Origin of the sequence: Pseudomonas sp. GM33, from assembly GCF_000282295.1 — a bacterium.
Lineage (GTDB): Bacteria > Pseudomonadota > Gammaproteobacteria > Pseudomonadales > Pseudomonadaceae > Aquipseudomonas > Aquipseudomonas laurylsulfatiphila.
The window spans coordinates 18,969-36,264 of the sequence record NZ_AKJO01000084.1 but is presented as its reverse complement, the minus strand read 5'-3'; the positions used below and the strand labels follow the sequence as shown (position 1 = coordinate 36,264).

Genomic DNA, 17,296 nt, shown 5'->3' with positions numbered 1-17,296 from the left:
AATTGTCGTTAACGACTACCCGGCTCTAAGGCTGACAATGCGACTGGCTTTCCCTACCTTGTTGTTCATGGCCGTGGCCCTGTTGTCGGGTGCCGCGGGTGTGGATGCGGCACCGCAACCGGCAATGACCGTGTACGGCGAACCGGCAAAATACCCTGCCGGCTTCAGTCATTTCGCCTACACCAATCCGCTGGCCCCCAAAGGCGGCACGATGCGCCGATCGGCGATCGAAATCGGGCAGTTCGACCACGTATTGCCTTACATCGACAAAGGCATCGGCGTCACCCAGATCGACGGCTTGCTCTATTCGCCGCTGGCCCAGCGCTCACTGGACGAGCCGTACACCGTGTACGGCCTGGTGGCAGAGAAGATGGAGCGTTCCGACGACGGCCTGTCACTGCGTTTTTACCTCAATCCCAAGGCGCGTTTTGCCGATGGCAAAGCCATTACCGCCGAAGACGTGCGCTATACCTTCGACCTGCTGATGACCCAGGGCAGCCTGCGTTACCGCACCCAGTTCGCCGACGTCAAAGACGTCGAAGTGGAATCGCCGCTGACTATCCGCTTCGATTTCAAGAACAACGAAAATCGCACCCTGCCGCTGGATATCGCGACCCTGCCGGTGTTTCCCGAACACTGGTGGAAGACTCGCGATTTCGCCGGTGGCGGCGGCTATGAAGCGCCGTTGGGCAGCGGCCCCTATAAAGTGGGCAAGATCGATTCCGGGCGCAGCATCACCTTCGAGCGCAACCCCGACTGGTGGGGCAAGGACCTGCCGGTCAGCCGTGGCCTGTACAACTTCGATCATTTCAGCATCGAGTACTTTGGCGATACCGACGTGGCGCGCCAGGTCCTGCGCGGTGGCGCCTATGACTACAACCGGGAATTTTCCGCCACCGGCTATTCCATCGGCTATGACAGCCCGGCCCTGAGCGACGGTCGTCTGCAAAAGGCCCACCTCGCCACCGAGGCGCCACAGCCGGCCCAGGGTTTTGTGTTCAATCTGCAAAAGCCCATGTTCCAGGACCGTCGCGTGCGCCAGGCGCTGGTGATGCTGTGGGACTTCGAGTGGAGCAATCGGCAGATGATGCGCGACATGTACATTCGCCAGCAGAGCTTTTTCTCCAATACCGATCTCGCCGCCCGGCAACTGCCGGACGCCGGGGAGCTGGCGATTCTCGAACCGCTGCGCGGGCAGATTCCCGACGAAGTCTTCACCCAGGTGTTCGAGGCGCCGAAGACCGATGGTAGCGGCGTGATACGCGACAAGCAGCTACAGGCCCTGGACTTGCTCGAACAGGCCGGCTGGAAGCCCGATGGCGATCAACTGGTCAATGCCGACGGAGAGCCGTTGAGCTTCACCTTCCTGGTCAGCCAGAACGGCATGGACCGTCTGCTGCTGCCCTATAAACGCACGCTGAAACAGATCGGCATCGACCTCAATATCCGCCGCATCGACTCGTCCCAGTACGTCAATCGACTGATGAGCCGCGACTACGACATGATCGTCACCGGCTACCCCGTCACCACCTCGCCCGGAGGCGAACTGCTCAATTACTTCGGTTCCGAGGCGGCCACCGACCCAGGCTCCAACAACTACATGGTGTTGAAGAACCCGGCAGTGGACACCCTGATCACCGGGCTGATCCGGGCCAATACCCAAGCCGACATGCTGCATTACGCCCATGCCCTGGACCGGGTGCTGCAATGGAATTACTACTGGATTCCCAACTATTACCCGCCGGGCACCTCGACGGTGTGGTGGAACCGCTTCGGCATCCCGAACGTGCAAGCGAGCAATGACGAAGCCATCGAGAGCTGGTGGGAGATGAGCACCACGCCATTGACCAACCAACAGATGACGGCCGAGCGTATCAGCCGTGGCAAACCCGGAGGGCCGCACTGATGTGGGCTTACATACTGCGGCGCCTGCTGCTGATCATTCCGACGCTGGTGATCATTCTTCTGGTCAACTTTGTCATCGTCCAGGCCGCACCGGGCGGGCCGGTCGAACAGGCCATCGCACACTTGCAGGGCATTGGCGGTGCCGCGGTCGGCGGCGGTTCCGGCGAGTCCATGAGCGGCAAGTCCCGGGCCAGTCGCGGGCTTGATCCGCAGCTGATCAAGGACATTCAAAAACAGTACGGCTTCGATAAACCGGCACACGAACGCCTCTGGCTGATGCTCACCAGCTACGCGCGCCTGGACTTCGGCAAGAGTTTCTTCCGCGGCGCCACCGTCACCGACCTGATCCTCGAGAAAATGCCCGTGACCATTTCCCTCGGACTCTGGGCGACGCTGATCACTTACCTGGTGTCGATTCCCCTGGGCATCCGCAAGGCCGTGCACCATGGCAGCCATTTCGATATCTGGAGCAGTACCGCGATCATCATCGGCTATGCCATGCCGGCGTTCCTGTTTGCGATGTTCCTGATCGTGGTGTTTGCCGGCGGCACTTCGCTGAACTGGTTCCCGGTGCGCGGGCTGGTCTCGGACAACTTCGAATCGCTGTCGACCATTGGCAAAGTGGCCGATTACTTCTGGCACCTGGTGTTGCCGGTCACCGCGCTGGTGATCGGCGGTTTCGCCACGCTGACCATCCTGACCAAGAACTCGTTCCTCAATGAAATCACCCGCCAGTACGTGGTCACTGCCCGGGCCAAAGGTTTGAGTGAACGACGGGTGCTCTATGGACACGTGTTCCGCAATGCCATGCTGCTGGTGGTATCAGGCATTCCCCAGGCGTTCATTAGTGTGTTTTTTGCCGGCTCCCTGCTGATCGAAGTGATCTTCTCCCTCGACGGCCTGGGCCGCATGAGTTACGAAGCAGCGGTATCCCGGGACTATCCGGTGGTGTTCGGCTCGTTGTTCATCTTCACCCTGTTCGGCCTATTGATAAAACTGGTGGGCGACCTCTGCTACACCCTGGTCGACCCGCGTATCGACTTCGCCGCGAGGAACGCCTGATGCTCAAGCTTTCACCGCTGGCGCGCCGGCGCTTCGAGCGTTTCAAGAAAAACCGTCGGGGCTGGTGGTCGCTCTGGCTGTTTGTCGGCCTGTTCCTGATGACCTTGGGCGGCGAGTTGATCGCCAACGACAAACCGCTGATGGTCAGCTATCAAGGCCAGTGGTACTTCCCGGTGTTCAAGCGCCACACCGAACAGGAGTTCGGCGGGCAACTGCCGTTCCAGGCCGACTACCGCAGCGACTATGTGCAGAAGCTGATCAAGAAGGATGGTGGCTGGTTGCTGTTTCCGCCGATTCCATTCAGTGACGACACGCCCAACTATGACCTGAACAAACCCGCTCCAAGTCCGCCCACCAGCGTCAATTGGCTGGGCACCGACGACCAGGCGCGGGACGTTCTGGCTCGGGTGATCTTCGGTGCCCGGGTGTCGATCCTGTTTGCCTTGATGTTGACCTTTGTCAGCGCGCTGATCGGCATCGCGGCCGGTGCCCTGCAAGGCTATTACGGCGGCTGGGTGGATTTGCTCGGCCAGCGCCTGCTGGAGGTGTGGTCCGGGTTGCCGGTGCTGTACCTGCTGATCATCCTGTCGGGTTTCGTCGAGCCGAATTTCTGGTGGCTGCTAGGAATCATGGCACTGTTTTCATGGCTGGCCCTGGTGGACGTGGTGCGCGCCGAGTTCCTGCGCGGACGCAACCTGGAATACGTCAAGGCCGCGCGCGCGCTGGGCCTGACCGATCGCAAAGTCATCGTCCGGCACATTCTGCCCAACGCCATGAACGCGACCTTGAGCTACCTGCCGTTCATTCTCACCGGGGCGATTTCCACCCTGACGGCGCTGGACTTCCTCGGCTTCGGCATGCCGGCGGGCAGTGCTTCCCTGGGTGAACTGATCGGCCAGGGCAAGCAGAACCTGCAAGCGCCGTGGCTGGGCCTGACGGCGTTCTTCACCCTGGCGCTGATTCTTTCTTTACTGGTGTTTATCGGCGAGGCGTTGCGAGACGCCTTCGATCCGAGATCTTGAGCGGACGGCGGCAATGACCAACCTGATCGAAATCCGTGACCTCAGCGTGGCCTTCAGTGGCCAGACCGTGGTGCGCAATCTGTGCCTGGACATCCGCCCCGGTGAATGCCTGGCGCTGGTGGGCGAATCGGGATCGGGCAAGTCGGTGACGGCCCACTCGATCCTGCAACTGCTGCCGCAAACCGATACCCGGACAACGGGCAGCATCCGCTATCGTGGCCAGGAACTGGTGGGGGCCGATGCCGGCAAGTTGCGACAACTGCGCGGCAATCGCATTGCGATGATCTTCCAGGAACCGATGACGTCCCTGAACCCGTTGCACAGCATCGAAAAACAGATCGGCGAAACCTTGCTGGTGCACAAAGGCCTGGCGGGCAAAGCGGCGCAGGCGCGGATCCTTGAACTGCTGCACCTGGTGGGCATCCAGAAACCCGAGGAGCGCCTCAAGGCCTATCCCCATCAATTGTCCGGTGGGCAGCGTCAGCGGGTGATGATTGCCATGGCCCTGGCGTGCGAACCGGAACTGCTGATTGCCGACGAACCGACCACCGCACTGGATGTGACGGTGCAGCGCAAGATCCTGCTGCTGCTCAAGTCCCTGCAACAGCGGCTGGGCATGTCGCTGCTGCTGATCAGCCACGACCTGAACCTGGTGCGCAGCATCGCCCAGCGCGTGTGCGTGATGAAGGCCGGGGAAATCGTCGAGCAAGCGCCGTGCGAAACCCTGTTCACCGAACCGAAGCACCCTTACAGCTGCGTATTGCTGCACGCCGAACCCGAGGGCGAAGCCTTGCCCCGGGACGAGCGCGAAAACGTACTGGAAGTAAACGATCTGCAGGTGCGGTTTCCCGTCAGTGGCGGCCTGTTCCAGCGCAAGACCTGGCTGCATGCCGTCGATGGCATCAGCCTGAACATTCAGCGCGGCAAGACCCTGGGCATTGTCGGTGAATCCGGTTCCGGCAAGTCCACACTCGGTCAGGCGATCCTGCGTTTGCTCGATTCCGACGGCAGCATCCGCTTTCAGGGCCAGGCGCTGGATGGCCTGACGCAAAAACAGCTACGGCCGTGGCGCAAGAAAATGCAGGTGGTGTTCCAGGACCCCTTCGGCAGCCTCAGCCCGCGAATGTCCGTGGCGCAGATCATCAGCGAAGGCCTGGAAGTGCACAGCCAGTTGAGCACTGAAGAGTGCAACGCCGAAGTGATCCGCGCACTGAGCGAAGTCGGCCTCGACCCGCAGAGCCGCCATCGCTATCCCCACGAATTCTCCGGTGGCCAGCGCCAGCGCATCGCCATTGCCCGGGCGCTGGTACTCAAGCCTGCGCTGATCCTGCTCGACGAGCCGACTTCGGCGCTGGACCGCACGGTGCAGAAACAGGTGGTCGCCCTGCTCCGCCAGCTCCAGGAAAAGCACGGCCTGACCTACCTGTTCATCAGCCACGACCTGGCGGTGGTCCGCGCCCTGGCCCACGACATGATCGTGATCAAGGACGGCAAGGTGGTGGAACGCGGCGCCAGCCATGAAGTGTTTGACTCACCGCAGCATCCGTACACCAAGGAGCTGTTGGCGGCGGCGTTGTTGGGGCAGGCATAATCCGTTGCATGAAGTTGGACCGAGGCGCGGCCTTCGCGAGCAAGCCCGCTCCCACAGTTGATCTGTGTCGTTCACAAATCCCCTGTGGGAGCGGGCTTGCTCGCGAAGAGGCCGGCACAGGCAAAACATAATCAGGATCAACCCCCATGAACACCACCGAAAGCCTCAAGGACTACCAGCGCGTTCGCCTGCTGGCGATCCGTTCATTGTTCGAAATCATCGAGCAATCGAGCGAGGGCACGGTGATTGTCGACCGCGATGCCAACATCGTCTGGATGAATGAGCGCTATGCCAGGCGCTTCGGCCTGCAATCGGCGCAAGTGGCGATCGGCAAGCCCTGCGAAAGCGTGATCCCGGGCAGCCTGTTGCGTGAAGTGGTGCGCACCGGCCGGCCGATTCTGCTGGACATGCAAGACACCCCAAAAGAGCCGCTGGTGGTCATGCGCCTGCCGATTCACGACGATGCCGGCGTGGTGATCGGCGCCATCGGTTTCGCCTTGTTCGATGAGTTGCGCAGCCTATCGCCGATGCTCAAGCGCTACATGAGCATGCAGGAAGAACTGGCCTCCACCCGCTCGCTGCTGCGCGCGCGGCAGACCAAATACAACTTCGCCCATTTCATCGGCACCAGCGCCGCCAGCCTGGAAGTCAAACGCCGCGCCCGGCGCAGTGCGAGTACCGAATCGCCGGTACTGCTGCTCGGCGAAACCGGCACCGGCAAGGAGTTGTTGGCCCAGGCCATCCACAATGCCTCGCCCCGCGCGCACAAGGCGTTTGTCAGTATCAACAGCGCGGCGATTCCCGAATCACTGCTGGAGGCCGAATTCTTCGGCACCGCCCCCGGCGCGTTTACGGGCGCCGACCGCAAGGGGCGCGCCGGCAAATTGCAGATCGCCCAGGGCGGCACCTTGTTCCTCGACGAAATCGGCGACATGCCGCTGCCCCTGCAAAGCAAACTGCTGCGCGTGCTGCAGGAAAAGGAATTCGAGCCGGTGGGCTCCAACGAAGTGATCCAGAGCGATGTGCGGGTGATCGCCGCGACGTCGACCGACCTGGAAGCGGCGATCAAACGCGGCGAGTTCCGCGCCGACCTGTACTACCGCCTCAACGTGCTGCCGATCCAGGTTCCGCCTCTGCGCGACCGCCTCGATGACGTGCCGGCGCTCAGCGAAGCGATTCTCGAGGAACTGCGCAGCCAGCATGAACTGCACCACGAAGCCCTGGAATTGTTGGGGCAACACGCCTGGCCGGGGAACATCCGCGAATTACGCAATGTGCTGGAGCGGGCGGCGCTGCTCAGTGATGACTTGCGCCTGACGGCGGCGGACATTCGCGCAGCGATTGGTACGTTCACCCCGGTGGAACGCGTGACGCCCTTGGCCCAGGAGACCTTTACCCATGAAACCTTCAGTGCGGCGCGGGAGCGATTTGACCGGCAACTGATTGAAACGACCCTTGCGCAATGCGGGGGCAAAGTCATTGAGGCGGCGGCGCGATTGGGGCTGGGGCGGTCGACGTTGTACAAGAAGATGGTGGCGCTGGGGATTGCAGAATCTCCATAATGAGACATATATCTCCATTGCTGGACAGACCTTCGCGAGCAAGCCCGCTCCCACAGGAGAAGGCATTCCCCTGATCAATTCGATCAACTGTGGGAGCGGGCTTGCCCGCGAAGAGGCCGGCACTCTAAATACAAGTCTCAAACAAGAGACAACAATCCCGAACCAGCTCACCCACATCAGAATATATCTTTATATTTCAACAAGTTAAGTACTTGGCACAAAACCCGCTATACACCTCTGCTACCCAGTTCCACCCTACAAAAATAACAACCCAGGAGACACACCATGAGTGTGATCATTGCCTTGGCAGCCCTCGCGCTGCTGATGCTGGCTGCCTACCGTGGCTACAGCGTTATCCTCTTTGCCCCGATCGCCGCCCTCGGCGCCGTCCTGCTCACCGACCCCTCTGCCGTCGCCCCCGCTTTCACCGGGGTGTTCATGGAAAAAATGGTCGGTTTCATCAAGCTGTATTTCCCGGTGTTCCTGCTCGGCGCAGTGTTCGGCAAGCTGATCGAACTGTCCGGCTTCTCGCGCTCCATCGTCGCCGCGGCGATTCGCCTGCTCGGCACCCGCCAGGCAATGCTGGTGATCGTGCTGGTCTGCGCCCTGCTCACCTATGGCGGCGTGTCGCTGTTTGTGGTGGTGTTCGCGGTCTACCCGTTTGCCGCTGAAATGTTCCGCCAGAGCAACATCCCCAAGCGCCTGATCCCGGCGACCATTGCCCTGGGCGCGTTCTCGTTCACCATGGACGCCCTGCCCGGCACGCCACAAATCCAGAACATCATCCCCAGCACCTTCTTCAACACCACGGCCTGGGCGGCGCCATGGCTGGGCGTGATCGGCACAATCTTCGTGTTCTGTGCCGGCATGCTGTTTCTCCAGCGCCAACGCAACAAGGCACAGCGCGCCGGTGAAGGTTATGGCTCCGACCTGCGCAACGAGCCGGAAACCGCCGCCGACCTCAAGCTGCCCAATCCGTGGCTCGCACTGTCGCCACTCTTGGCGGTGGGCATCATGAACCTGCTGTTCACCCACTGGATTCCACAGGTGTACGGCAAGACCCACAGCCTCGCGCTGCCAGGCATGGCCGCGCCGGTGACCACGGAAATCGCCAAGCTCACGGCGATCTGGGCGGTCCAGGCCGCCTTGCTGGTCGGCATCCTCATGGTGCTGGTGTTTGGCTTCCAGGCGATCCGCAGCAAACTCGCCGAAGGCAGTAAAAGCGCGGTCAGCGGGGCGCTGCTGGCGGCCATGAACACCGCTTCGGAGTACGGTTTCGGCGCGGTGATCGCATCCCTGCCAGGCTTTCTGGTGTTGGCCGACTGGCTCAAGAGCATTCCCAATCCACTGGTCAACGAAGCGATTACCGTGACCCTGCTGGCCGGCATCACCGGATCCGCTTCGGGCGGCATGAGCATTGCGCTGGCGGCCATGTCCGAGCAGTTCATCAGCGCCGCCCATGCGGCGAACATTCCGCTGGAAGTGCTGCACCGGGTCGCCGCGATGGCCAGCGGCGGCATGGACACCCTGCCGCATAACGGCGCGGTGATTACCCTGCTGGCGGTCACCGGGTTGACCCACCGCGAGGCTTACAAAGACATTTTCTGTATTACGCTGATCAAGACCCTGGCGGTTTTCGTGGTGATCGGCACTTTCTACGCCACTGGCATTGTGTGAGGTATTCATGACGACTCTTTCGGGCAAGACCGCACTGGTCACCGGCTCCACCAGCGGCATCGGCCTGGGGATCGCCCTCAGCCTGGCTAAAGCCGGGGCCAACCTGATCCTCAACGGTTTTGGCGATGCCTCCCAAGTGATCGCCGAAGTGCAACAGTTCGGCGGCAAGGTCGGCCACCACCCGGCCGATGTCAGCGATCCGGCACAGATTGCCGACATGATCGCCTACGCCGAGCGCGAGTTCGGCGGCGTCGACATCCTGGTCAACAATGCCGGCATTCAACACGTGGCAGCGGTGGACGAGTTTCCGGTGGAGCGCTGGGATTCGATCATCGCGATCAACCTGTCGTCGGTGTTCCACAGCACCCGCTTGAGCCTGCCGGGCATGCGCGCCAAGGGCTGGGGCCGGGTGATCAACATTGCCTCGGTGCATGGCCTGGTCGGCTCGGTGGGCAAATCAGCCTATGTCGCCGCCAAGCACGGGGTGATCGGTTTGACCAAAGTGGTCGCGCTGGAAACCGCGACCACCCAGGTCACCTGCAACGCGATCTGCCCAGGCTGGGTACTGACGCCGCTGGTGCAGAAACAGATCGACGACCGTGCCGCCAGCGGCGTTGATCCACAGCAGGCGCAGCATGATTTGCTCGCTGAAAAGCAGCCATCGCTGGAGTTCGTGACACCGCCGCAACTGGGTGAACTGGTGCTGTTCTTGTGCAGCGACGCTGGCAGCCAGGTGCGGGGCGCGGCGTGGAATGTGGATGGTGGGTGGTTGGCGCAGTAACTGCCGATTGCTTTTGTGGCGAGGGAGCTTGCTCCCGCTCGGCTGCGTAGCAGTCGCAAAACCAAACAACCGGTTTTGCCTATGAGACTTATGGGGCGGCTTCGCCACCCAGCGGGAGCAAGCTCCCTCGCCACAAAAATCTGCTCCACATCAGCCTGTGTGAAGGCATAAAAAAGAAGAGGCAAACCATGTCCGACATCCTCTGGCAACCCGACGTCAAACGCATCGGCAAGACCCGCATGGAGGCCTTCCGGCGCTTCATCAATCAGCGGCACCACCTCAAGATTGACGACTACCCGGCCTTGCACCAATGGTCCATCGAGCAACGCCCCGACTTCTGGCAGGCCGTCGTCGATTTCTTCGACATCCGCTTCCACGAACAACCCGACGCCGTGCTGCTCGAAGGCCCGCAGATGCCCGGCGCCCAGTGGTTCCCGGGCGCCACGCTGAACTTTGCCGAACACCTGCTACAGCGCCGCGATGATGCAATCGCCGTGGTAGCCGTTGCCGAGAACGGTCAGCGTGAACATTTGACCTGGGCCGAGCTGGCCGAACAGGTCGCCGGCTTTCAAAACGGCTTGATCGCCGCCGGTGTCGGTGTGGGTGACCGGGTCGCCGCGTGCATGCCCAATACCTGGCAAACTCTGGTGGCCATGCTCGCCACCACCAGCCTCGGCGCTGTCTGGTCCTGTTCTTCACCGGACTTCGGCACCCAAGGGGTGGTTGACCGTTTCGGCCAGATCGAACCGAAAGTGCTGGTGACCTGCGCCGGCTACCGCTATGCCGGCAAAGAGATCGACCAGACCGCCAAGATCAACGAGATCCTCCAGCGTCTGCCTTCGCTGCAACAGCTGATCGTCGTGCCTTACGCACGCCCACAGGCGCACATCGAACACTTCCGCACCCCGGCCAACGTGACGCTGTGGGACGATTTCTACGCACCCGGCGGCGAACCGGATTTCGTCCCGGTGCCCTTCGCCCATCCGCTGTACATCCTCTACTCCAGCGGCACCACCGGCGTGCCCAAATGCATCATCCACAGCACCGGCGGCGTACTCCTGCAACACGTCAAGGAACACGGCCTGCACTGCGATCTCGGCCCCGGCGAGCGCCTGTTCTACTACACCACCTGTGGCTGGATGATGTGGAACTGGCTGGTCTCGGCCCTCGCGGTAGGCAGCGCGGTGGTACTGTACGACGGCTCGCCGTTCCACCCTGACCCGCAACGCTTGATCGACCTGATCGACGACGAAGGGATCAGCGTATTCGGCACCAGCCCGAAATACCTCGCCACCCTGGAAAGCAGCGGTATCAAGCCCCGTGACAGTCATGACCTGGGCAGCCTCAAGACCTTGCTGTGCACCGGCTCGGCGCTGTCGCCGCAGAGTTACGACTTCGTCTATCGCGACTTCAAGGCAGACCTGTGCCTGGCCTCGATGTCCGGCGGCACCGACATTGTCTCGTGCTTCGTCAACGGCAACCCTGTATCGCCGGTGCGGCGCGGCGAAATCATGGGCAAGAGCCTGGGCATGGCCGTCGAGGTATGGAACGACGCCGGCCAGCCGGTGATCGGCGAAAAAGGCGAACTGGTCTGCACCCGGCACTTTCCGGCGATGCCCGTTGGCCTGTGGAACGATGCCGATGGCGAAAAGCTGCGTCAGTCCTATTTCAGCCTGTTCCCCGGTGTCTGGGCCCAGGGCGACTACGCCGAACAATTGCCCCATGGCGGGATGATGATCCACGGCCGCTCCGATGCCGTGCTCAACCCCGGCGGTGTGCGCATCGGCACGGCGGAGATCTACCGTCAGGTGGAAAAGATCCCGCAGGTGCTCGACAGTGTGGCCATCGGCCAGCAATGGCAGGATGACGTGCGGGTGGTGCTGTTCGTACGCTTGCGCGACGGGCTAGAGCTGGACGAGGCGCTGCAGCAACAGATCCGCCAGACGATTCGCGCCAACACCACGCCGCGCCATGTGCCGGCGAAGATTGTCGCGGTCACCGACATTCCGCGGACCATCAGCGGCAAGGTGGTTGAGCTGGCGGTGCGCAATGTGGTGCATGGACAGATGGTGAAAAACACCGATGCCCTGGCCAATCCCGAAGCGCTGGAGCAGTATCGCAACAGGCCCGAACTCCAGTTTTGAACCGCCACAAAAACCTGTGGGAGCGAGCTTGCTCGCGATAGCGGAGTGTCAGTTGACATCAATGCCAATTGACCCGACGCCATCGCGAGCAAGCTCGCTCCCACAGGTCCTGCGTCGCTTAACCGCTCAAGCACCTGAATCAACCTGCGCCTGCCACCTGTGCAAGAATAGACGCCAGCTAAAGCGACTCAGGCGCAGGACTCCCGGATGAACGCAATACCCACCGCCAGCGATGCCCAGGCCCTGATCGCCCGGATCGACTGGGCAAGCAGCCCGCTGGGCGCTGCCAGCACCTGGCCACAGAGCCTGCGAACCGCCGTGGACATTGTCATTCACTCACCGATGCCGATGCTGCTGCTATGGGGCCCGCAACTGACACAGATCTACAACGACGGCTTCGCCCTGCTCGCCGGAAGCAAGCATCCGCAGGCTTTCGGACAACCGACACACCTGATCTGGCCAGAACTGAAAGACTTTACCGACCCGATCTACAGCGCCGTCCTGCAAGGTCAGGTGCGAACCTACAGTGAGCAGCGATTTACCCTCCAACGTGAGGGCCGGGAGTCCGACTTCTGGCTCGACCTGACCTACAGCCCGATCCGCGACGAAGGTGCCGCGGTGGCCGGGATCCTGGTCACCGCCATCGAAACCAACGAGCGCCGGCGCATCGCCCTCGAACTCGAGCAACGTTCGGCGGCGAGCCTCAAGGCCCAGCGCGAAACCGAGGAGCGCCTGCAACTGGCCCTCGCCGCCACCGATGCGGTCGGCACCTGGGACTGGGACATCAGCGAGGACCGTTTCATCGCCGATGCGCATTTTGCCCAGCTCCACGGCGTCGACCCGGCCATGGCCAGCCAGTTGCCGATCAGCGAATACCTGCACGGCGTACACCCGCAAGACCGCGCCCTGATCGCCCGCAGCATCAAGCACTGCATCACCCACGGCAGCGAATACGCCGAGGAGTATCGCCTGTTGCAAACCGACGGCCAGATGCGCTGGGTGTTTGCCCGCGGTCGCTGCTACAAGGACCATCACGGCCGGCCGATCCGGTTCCTCGGTGCCGCCCTGGACCTGACCGAGCGCAAACACACCGAACAGGCCCTGCGCCAGAGCCAGACCGAACTGCAACTGATCATCAACGCCATGCCGGTCCTGATCAGCTACGTCGACCGCGAAGAACGCTTTCGCCTCAACAACGCGGCGTACCTCGACTGGTACGGGCTGACGCCGCAAGAGCTATACGGGCGAACCATTCTTGAAGTGCTCGGCGAAGAAGCCTACGCGCTGCGCGCCCCGTACATCACTGAGGCGCTGTCAGGCCGGCCCTGCTGTTTCAGCATCAGCACGCCGCACCGCGACGGCAGCCTGCGCCAGGCCTTGATGAATTACCTGCCGCGCCACGGTGCAGATGGTGCGGTCAACGGCTTCTACATCTTCGTGATCGATGAAACCGAACGCAAAATGACCGAAGAGGCCTTGCGCGACCTGAACGAAACCCTTGAGGAACGAGTGGCCGCCCGCACCCGACAACTGGCCGAGGCCAACGAGCGCCTGCAAAACGAGATGTTCGAGCGTGAACGTGCCGAAGACGCCTTGCGCCATGCCCAGAAAATGGAAGCCGTCGGCCAGCTTACCGGCGGCATCGCCCATGACTTCAACAACATGCTCACCGGCATCATTGGCAGCCTCGACCTTATGCAGCGCTACATCGCCGAAGGCCGTGCCAACGAGATCGGCCGGTTCACCGAGGCGGCAGTGTCCTCGGCCAACCGTGCCGCCGCCCTCACCCATCGCTTGCTGGCGTTCTCCCGGCGTCAGTCGCTCAATCGCACGCCGCTGAACCCCAATGACCTGATTCGCTCGCTCGAAGACCTGTTGAGTCGTACCAAGGGCGACCACATTGAACTCAAGCTGCAACTTGCGCAGAACATCTGGCGGGTCAACACCGATGTCAGTCAGCTGGAAAACGCCCTGCTCAACCTGGTGATCAACGCCCGGGACGCCATGCCCGGGGGTGGCGAGTTGCAGATCGAAACGGCTAACGTGTACCTCGACGGCAGCGACATCACGACCCTGGAACCGGTCAAGGCCGGCGACTACGTGATGATTGCCGTCAGCGACAACGGCACCGGCATGACGCCCTCGGTGCTGGCCAAGGCCTTCGACCCGTTCTTCACCACCAAGCCCATCGGCCAGGGCACCGGCCTGGGCTTGTCGATGATCTACGGTTTTGCCCAGCAATCGGGGGGCCACGTCAGCCTGTTCAGCCGGCCCGGACGAGGCACCAGCGTGCGCTTGTACTTGCCGCGCCTGCATTCGACCGAGCCGGAAAAAGTCCTGTCACCCCTGGTCGGCGAAGCGCCGGCGGCGATTGCTGGCGAAACGGTGATGCTGGTCGAGGACGATGCGGCGGTACGCATGTTGGTACTGGACCTGCTCAAGGAACTCGGTTACCGCGCCCATGAAGCCGAAGATGCCAAAGACGCGCTGCCGGTGCTGGAGTCGGACCTGCGGGTGGACCTGCTGGTGACCGATGTGGGGTTGCCGGGCATGAATGGCCGGCAACTGGCGGAAATCGCCCGCCAGCATCGTCCCGGACTGAAAGTGTTGTTCATGACCGGTTACGCGCAGATCGCGGCCGAGCGCCAGGGTTTCCTTGAAGAAGGCATGGACATGGTGACCAAACCTTTTTCCATCGACCTGCTGGCCAACAAGATTCGCACGATGATCGGTCAACCGGACTGAGTTGAGGCATAATTGCGCCCCCCCCCCCCCGCTGCCACCCACATAGCCAGTATCGTTGCAAGGTAACCACCCCATGAAAGCTCAAGCCCGCCATATCCTGGTGAAAACCTCGGAAGAAGCCGAGCAGCTCAAACAACGCATCGCCAAGGGTGAAGCGTTCGATGTGCTGGCCAAGAAGTATTCGACCTGCCCATCGGGCAAGCGCGGCGGCGACCTCGGCGAAGTGCGGCCGGGGCAGATGGTCGGCGTGATCGATGCGGTGATCTTCAAGAAACCGCTGCGGGTGGTGCATGGCCCGATCAAGAGCAAGTTCGGCTATCACCTGGTGCAGGTGTTTTACCGGGATTGATGCTGTTGCCGGGCCTCTGTGGCGAGGGGGCTTGCCCCCGTTCGAGTGCGCAGCACTCGTAAGTTTGCTAAACCCGGTATGTCAGACAAACCCGGTCGAGAGGTTTTAGGGCTGCTTCGCAGCCCAACGGGGGCAAGCCCCCTCGCCACAGATAATGCATTTCAATCTCTGGGGATCAGCGCCCCCGGCAGCTGAATCACCCGGCTCGCCAACCGATGCCCGGCCTCGGCGGCATCCACCGGGCTGCCGCCCTTGAGCCGACTGGCCAGATACGCGGCACTGAACGAATCCCCCGCCGCCGTGGTGTCCACCACCCGCTCGACCTTCTGCGCCGGCACCTCGAATGACTCGCCATCACAACGAATCAGGCACGCTTGCGCGCCGCGCTTGAGCACCACTTCCGGCGTCCCCATCTGCTCATACGCGGCAAACACCGCGTCATCATCGGCATAACCAAACAACGCCTGTTCGTCATCCACCGTCAGCAATGCCAGGTCGACTTGCGGCAGCACGCTGCGATACGCCGCCCGGGCGTCCTCGACCGATGCCCAGAGCCGCGGCCGGTAGTTGTTGTCGAACACGATCCGCGCATCGCGCTGGCGGGCTTCGATCAGGGTTTCCAGGAGTTTTTCCCGACCTTGCACGCCGAGTACCGCCAGGGTGATGCCACTGAAATACAGCACATCGTAATCCGGCAGCGCCGCGAGGATCGGTGCGGCGGCCGGGGTGGTGAAACAGTCGCGTACCGCAGCTTCATTGCGCCAGTACAGAAAGCGTCGCTCACCGGCGGCGTCAGTCTGGATGCAATACAAACCCGGCAGGCGTCCGGGCAGGCGCTGGACCCTCTCAAGGCCGATGTTCTCCGCCGCCCAACTCTGGCACATCGCGTCGCTGAAACTGTCATCGCCCAGGGCGGTGACGTAGTCCACGGAGCCGTCCTCTCCCAGTTCCCGGGACAGGTACACCGCCGTGTTCAAGGTGTCGCCGCCGAAGCTTTGTTGCAGGCTGCCGTCGGCGCGATGCTGCAACTCGATCATGCATTCGCCGATCAGGGCGATGCGCGGGGTGTTGGGGCCGAGGGTGTTGATGGTGTTCATGTTGTGGGATCTCAGATGTTTCGGTGTTGTCTGGCAGGGCCTCATCGCGAGCAAGCTCGCTCCCACAGGGATTTTGTGAATGCCACAGATCCAATGTGGGAGCGAGCTTGCTCGCGATGGCAGCACCTCGGTCCTCAGCCTTAGAAACAGGTTTCCATGGTCTCGATGACGTTCAGTTGCTCATCGACCAGACAGCCGACACGCCACTTGTCGAACGTCAGGCACGGGTGCGAAGTGCCGAACGAAATGATGTCGCCCACCCGCAGATCAATCCCCGGTGCCACGGTCATGAACGCATGCTGGTCCATGACCGCGGTGACTTTGCAGGCACTCACGTCATCGCCGCTGGCCGGCACCACGCCCGCCTTGTAGCGCCGCAACGGCACCGGCAAACCGGCGTCGTAGGCGACGTCGCGCTTGCCCAGGGCAATCACCGCAAACCCCGGCTCCGGCAACGACTGCACGTGCGCCCACACTTCCAGCGCCGGGCGCAGACCTTCGTGCAAATCACTGCGACGGTCGAGCACGCAGCACTGCGCTTCCTTGTAGATGCCATGGTCGTGAGCCACGTAACTGCCGGGACGCAGCACGCTGAGGAAGCGTCCGGCGGCGTTCTGTGCTTCGAAGGACTCGGCAATCAGGTCATACCAGGCCGAACCCGACGCGGTGATGATCGGCTTGGCAATGGCGAAGGCGCCGCTGTCCTGCAACTGCACCGCCAGGCGCACCAGTGATGCGGCGAAATCACGGATGCCGGTCACGGCGTGATCGCCATGGATCACCCCTTCGTAGCCTTCGATCCCGGTCAGGGCCAGTGCCGGTTGCGCGGCGATGGCCTTGGCCAGGTCGAGCACTTCCTGTTCGCTGCGGCAACCGCAACGCCCACCGACCACGCCGTATTCGATCATCACGTTCAGGCGCACGCCACGGGAGGCGAAATAGGCACCGAGGTCGGCGACGTTGTCCGGGTGATCGACCATGCAATAGAAGTCGAACGTCGGGTCGGCCAGCAGATCGGCGATCAATGCCATGTTCGGCGTACCGACCAACTGGTTGGCCATCAGGACACGGCGCACGCCATGGGCATAGGCGGCGCGGGTTTGCGTGGCGCTGGCCAGGGTGATGCCCCAGGCACCGGCGTCCAGTTGGCGACGGAACAACGCCGGGGTCATGCTGGTCTTGCCATGGGGCGCCAGTTCCGCGCCGCTGTCGCTGACGAACGCCTGCATCCAGCGGATGTTGTGTTCCAGCGCCTCGCGGTGCAGTACCAGCGCGGGCAGGCTTACATCACGCACCAGGCTGGCACCGATCGGAGCCGCGCCTTTATCCACGTTGGCGGTATGGGGGGCAGAAGACATGGT

The 17,296-nt window shown here is 62.2% G+C and carries 12 protein-coding genes; 10 read left to right on the top strand and 2 right to left on the bottom strand.

From position 1 onward, the window contains the following. Positions 1-37 precede the first annotated feature (37 nt). The 10 genes from PMI26_RS15265 (at position 38) to PMI26_RS15310 (ending at position 14,838) form a co-directional block, all read left to right on the top strand. Positions 38-1,906: an extracellular solute-binding protein gene (locus tag PMI26_RS15265; protein ID WP_007974701.1), complete on the top strand. Its 1,869-nt coding sequence runs from the start codon at positions 38-40 to the stop codon at positions 1,904-1,906. Continuing rightward, positions 1,906-2,967: a microcin C ABC transporter permease YejB gene (locus tag PMI26_RS15270; protein ID WP_007974699.1), complete on the top strand. Its 1,062-nt coding sequence runs from the start codon at positions 1,906-1,908 to the stop codon at positions 2,965-2,967. Before PMI26_RS15265 ends, PMI26_RS15270 begins: the two co-directional genes overlap by 1 nt. Next, a complete protein-coding gene (locus tag PMI26_RS15275; protein ID WP_007974697.1) occupies positions 2,967-3,989 on the top strand; it encodes an ABC transporter permease in 1,023 nt (340 codons plus the stop codon). Before PMI26_RS15270 ends, PMI26_RS15275 begins: the two co-directional genes overlap by 1 nt. A gap of 13 nt (positions 3,990-4,002) precedes the next feature. Next, positions 4,003-5,580, top strand: coding sequence for an ABC transporter ATP-binding protein (locus tag PMI26_RS15280; protein ID WP_007974696.1), 1,578 nt, complete (start codon positions 4,003-4,005; stop codon positions 5,578-5,580). A 146-nt stretch (positions 5,581-5,726) separates the two neighbouring features. Further along, the gene (locus tag PMI26_RS15285; protein ID WP_007974694.1) at positions 5,727-7,142 is read left to right on the top strand and encodes a sigma-54 interaction domain-containing protein; all 1,416 of its coding nucleotides are present in this window, start codon (positions 5,727-5,729) and stop codon (positions 7,140-7,142) included. 285 nt (positions 7,143-7,427) lie between these two features. Then, a complete protein-coding gene (locus tag PMI26_RS15290; protein WP_007974692.1) occupies positions 7,428-8,819 on the top strand; it encodes a GntP family permease in 1,392 nt (463 codons plus the stop codon). 7 nt (positions 8,820-8,826) lie between these two features. After that, positions 8,827-9,600: a 3-hydroxybutyrate dehydrogenase gene (locus tag PMI26_RS15295; protein ID WP_007974690.1), complete on the top strand. Its 774-nt coding sequence runs from the start codon at positions 8,827-8,829 to the stop codon at positions 9,598-9,600. 188 nt (positions 9,601-9,788) lie between these two features. Beyond that, a complete protein-coding gene (locus tag PMI26_RS15300; protein ID WP_007974688.1) occupies positions 9,789-11,744 on the top strand; it encodes an acetoacetate--CoA ligase in 1,956 nt (651 codons plus the stop codon). A gap of 207 nt (positions 11,745-11,951) precedes the next feature. Next, on the top strand, positions 11,952-14,489 hold the full coding sequence (locus PMI26_RS15305; RefSeq protein WP_007974687.1) for a PAS domain-containing hybrid sensor histidine kinase/response regulator: 2,538 nt from the start codon (positions 11,952-11,954) through the stop codon (positions 14,487-14,489). Positions 14,490-14,562: 73 nt separating this feature from the next. Then, positions 14,563-14,838, top strand: coding sequence for a peptidylprolyl isomerase (locus PMI26_RS15310; RefSeq protein ID WP_007898282.1), 276 nt, complete (start codon positions 14,563-14,565; stop codon positions 14,836-14,838). A gap of 161 nt (positions 14,839-14,999) precedes the next feature. Here PMI26_RS15310 and PMI26_RS15315 read toward each other — a convergent pair whose 3' ends face one another. After that, positions 15,000-15,935 (bottom strand): sugar kinase, encoded by a 936-nt coding sequence (locus PMI26_RS15315; RefSeq protein WP_007974685.1) that lies wholly within the window; start codon positions 15,933-15,935, stop codon positions 15,000-15,002. A gap of 140 nt (positions 15,936-16,075) precedes the next feature. Beyond that, positions 16,076-17,293: an amino acid deaminase gene (locus tag PMI26_RS15320; RefSeq protein WP_007974683.1), complete on the bottom strand. Its 1,218-nt coding sequence runs from the start codon at positions 17,291-17,293 to the stop codon at positions 16,076-16,078. Positions 17,294-17,296 lie beyond the last annotated feature (3 nt).

Excerpts from the sequence above, each read along its gene's own strand:
- PMI26_RS15275 (WP_007974697.1), top strand. The coding sequence starts at position 2,967 with ATGCTCAAGCTTTCACCGCTGGCGCGCCGGCGCTTCGAGCGTTTCAAG.
- PMI26_RS15295 (WP_007974690.1), top strand. The coding sequence starts at position 8,827 with ATGACGACTCTTTCGGGCAAGACCGCACTGGTCACCGGCTCCACCAGC.
- PMI26_RS15300 (WP_007974688.1), top strand. The coding sequence starts at position 9,789 with ATGTCCGACATCCTCTGGCAACCCGACGTCAAACGCATCGGCAAGACC.
- PMI26_RS15265 (WP_007974701.1), top strand. The coding sequence starts at position 38 with ATGCGACTGGCTTTCCCTACCTTGTTGTTCATGGCCGTGGCCCTGTTG.
- PMI26_RS15270 (WP_007974699.1), top strand. The coding sequence starts at position 1,906 with ATGTGGGCTTACATACTGCGGCGCCTGCTGCTGATCATTCCGACGCTG.
- PMI26_RS15305 (WP_007974687.1), top strand. The coding sequence starts at position 11,952 with ATGAACGCAATACCCACCGCCAGCGATGCCCAGGCCCTGATCGCCCGG.
- PMI26_RS15320 (WP_007974683.1), bottom strand. The coding sequence starts at position 17,293 with ATGTCTTCTGCCCCCCATACCGCCAACGTGGATAAAGGCGCGGCTCCG.
- PMI26_RS15310 (WP_007898282.1), top strand. The coding sequence starts at position 14,563 with ATGAAAGCTCAAGCCCGCCATATCCTGGTGAAAACCTCGGAAGAAGCC.
- PMI26_RS15285 (WP_007974694.1), top strand. The coding sequence starts at position 5,727 with ATGAACACCACCGAAAGCCTCAAGGACTACCAGCGCGTTCGCCTGCTG.
- PMI26_RS15280 (WP_007974696.1), top strand. The coding sequence starts at position 4,003 with ATGACCAACCTGATCGAAATCCGTGACCTCAGCGTGGCCTTCAGTGGC.
- PMI26_RS15290 (WP_007974692.1), top strand. The coding sequence starts at position 7,428 with ATGAGTGTGATCATTGCCTTGGCAGCCCTCGCGCTGCTGATGCTGGCT.
- PMI26_RS15315 (WP_007974685.1), bottom strand. The coding sequence starts at position 15,935 with ATGAACACCATCAACACCCTCGGCCCCAACACCCCGCGCATCGCCCTG.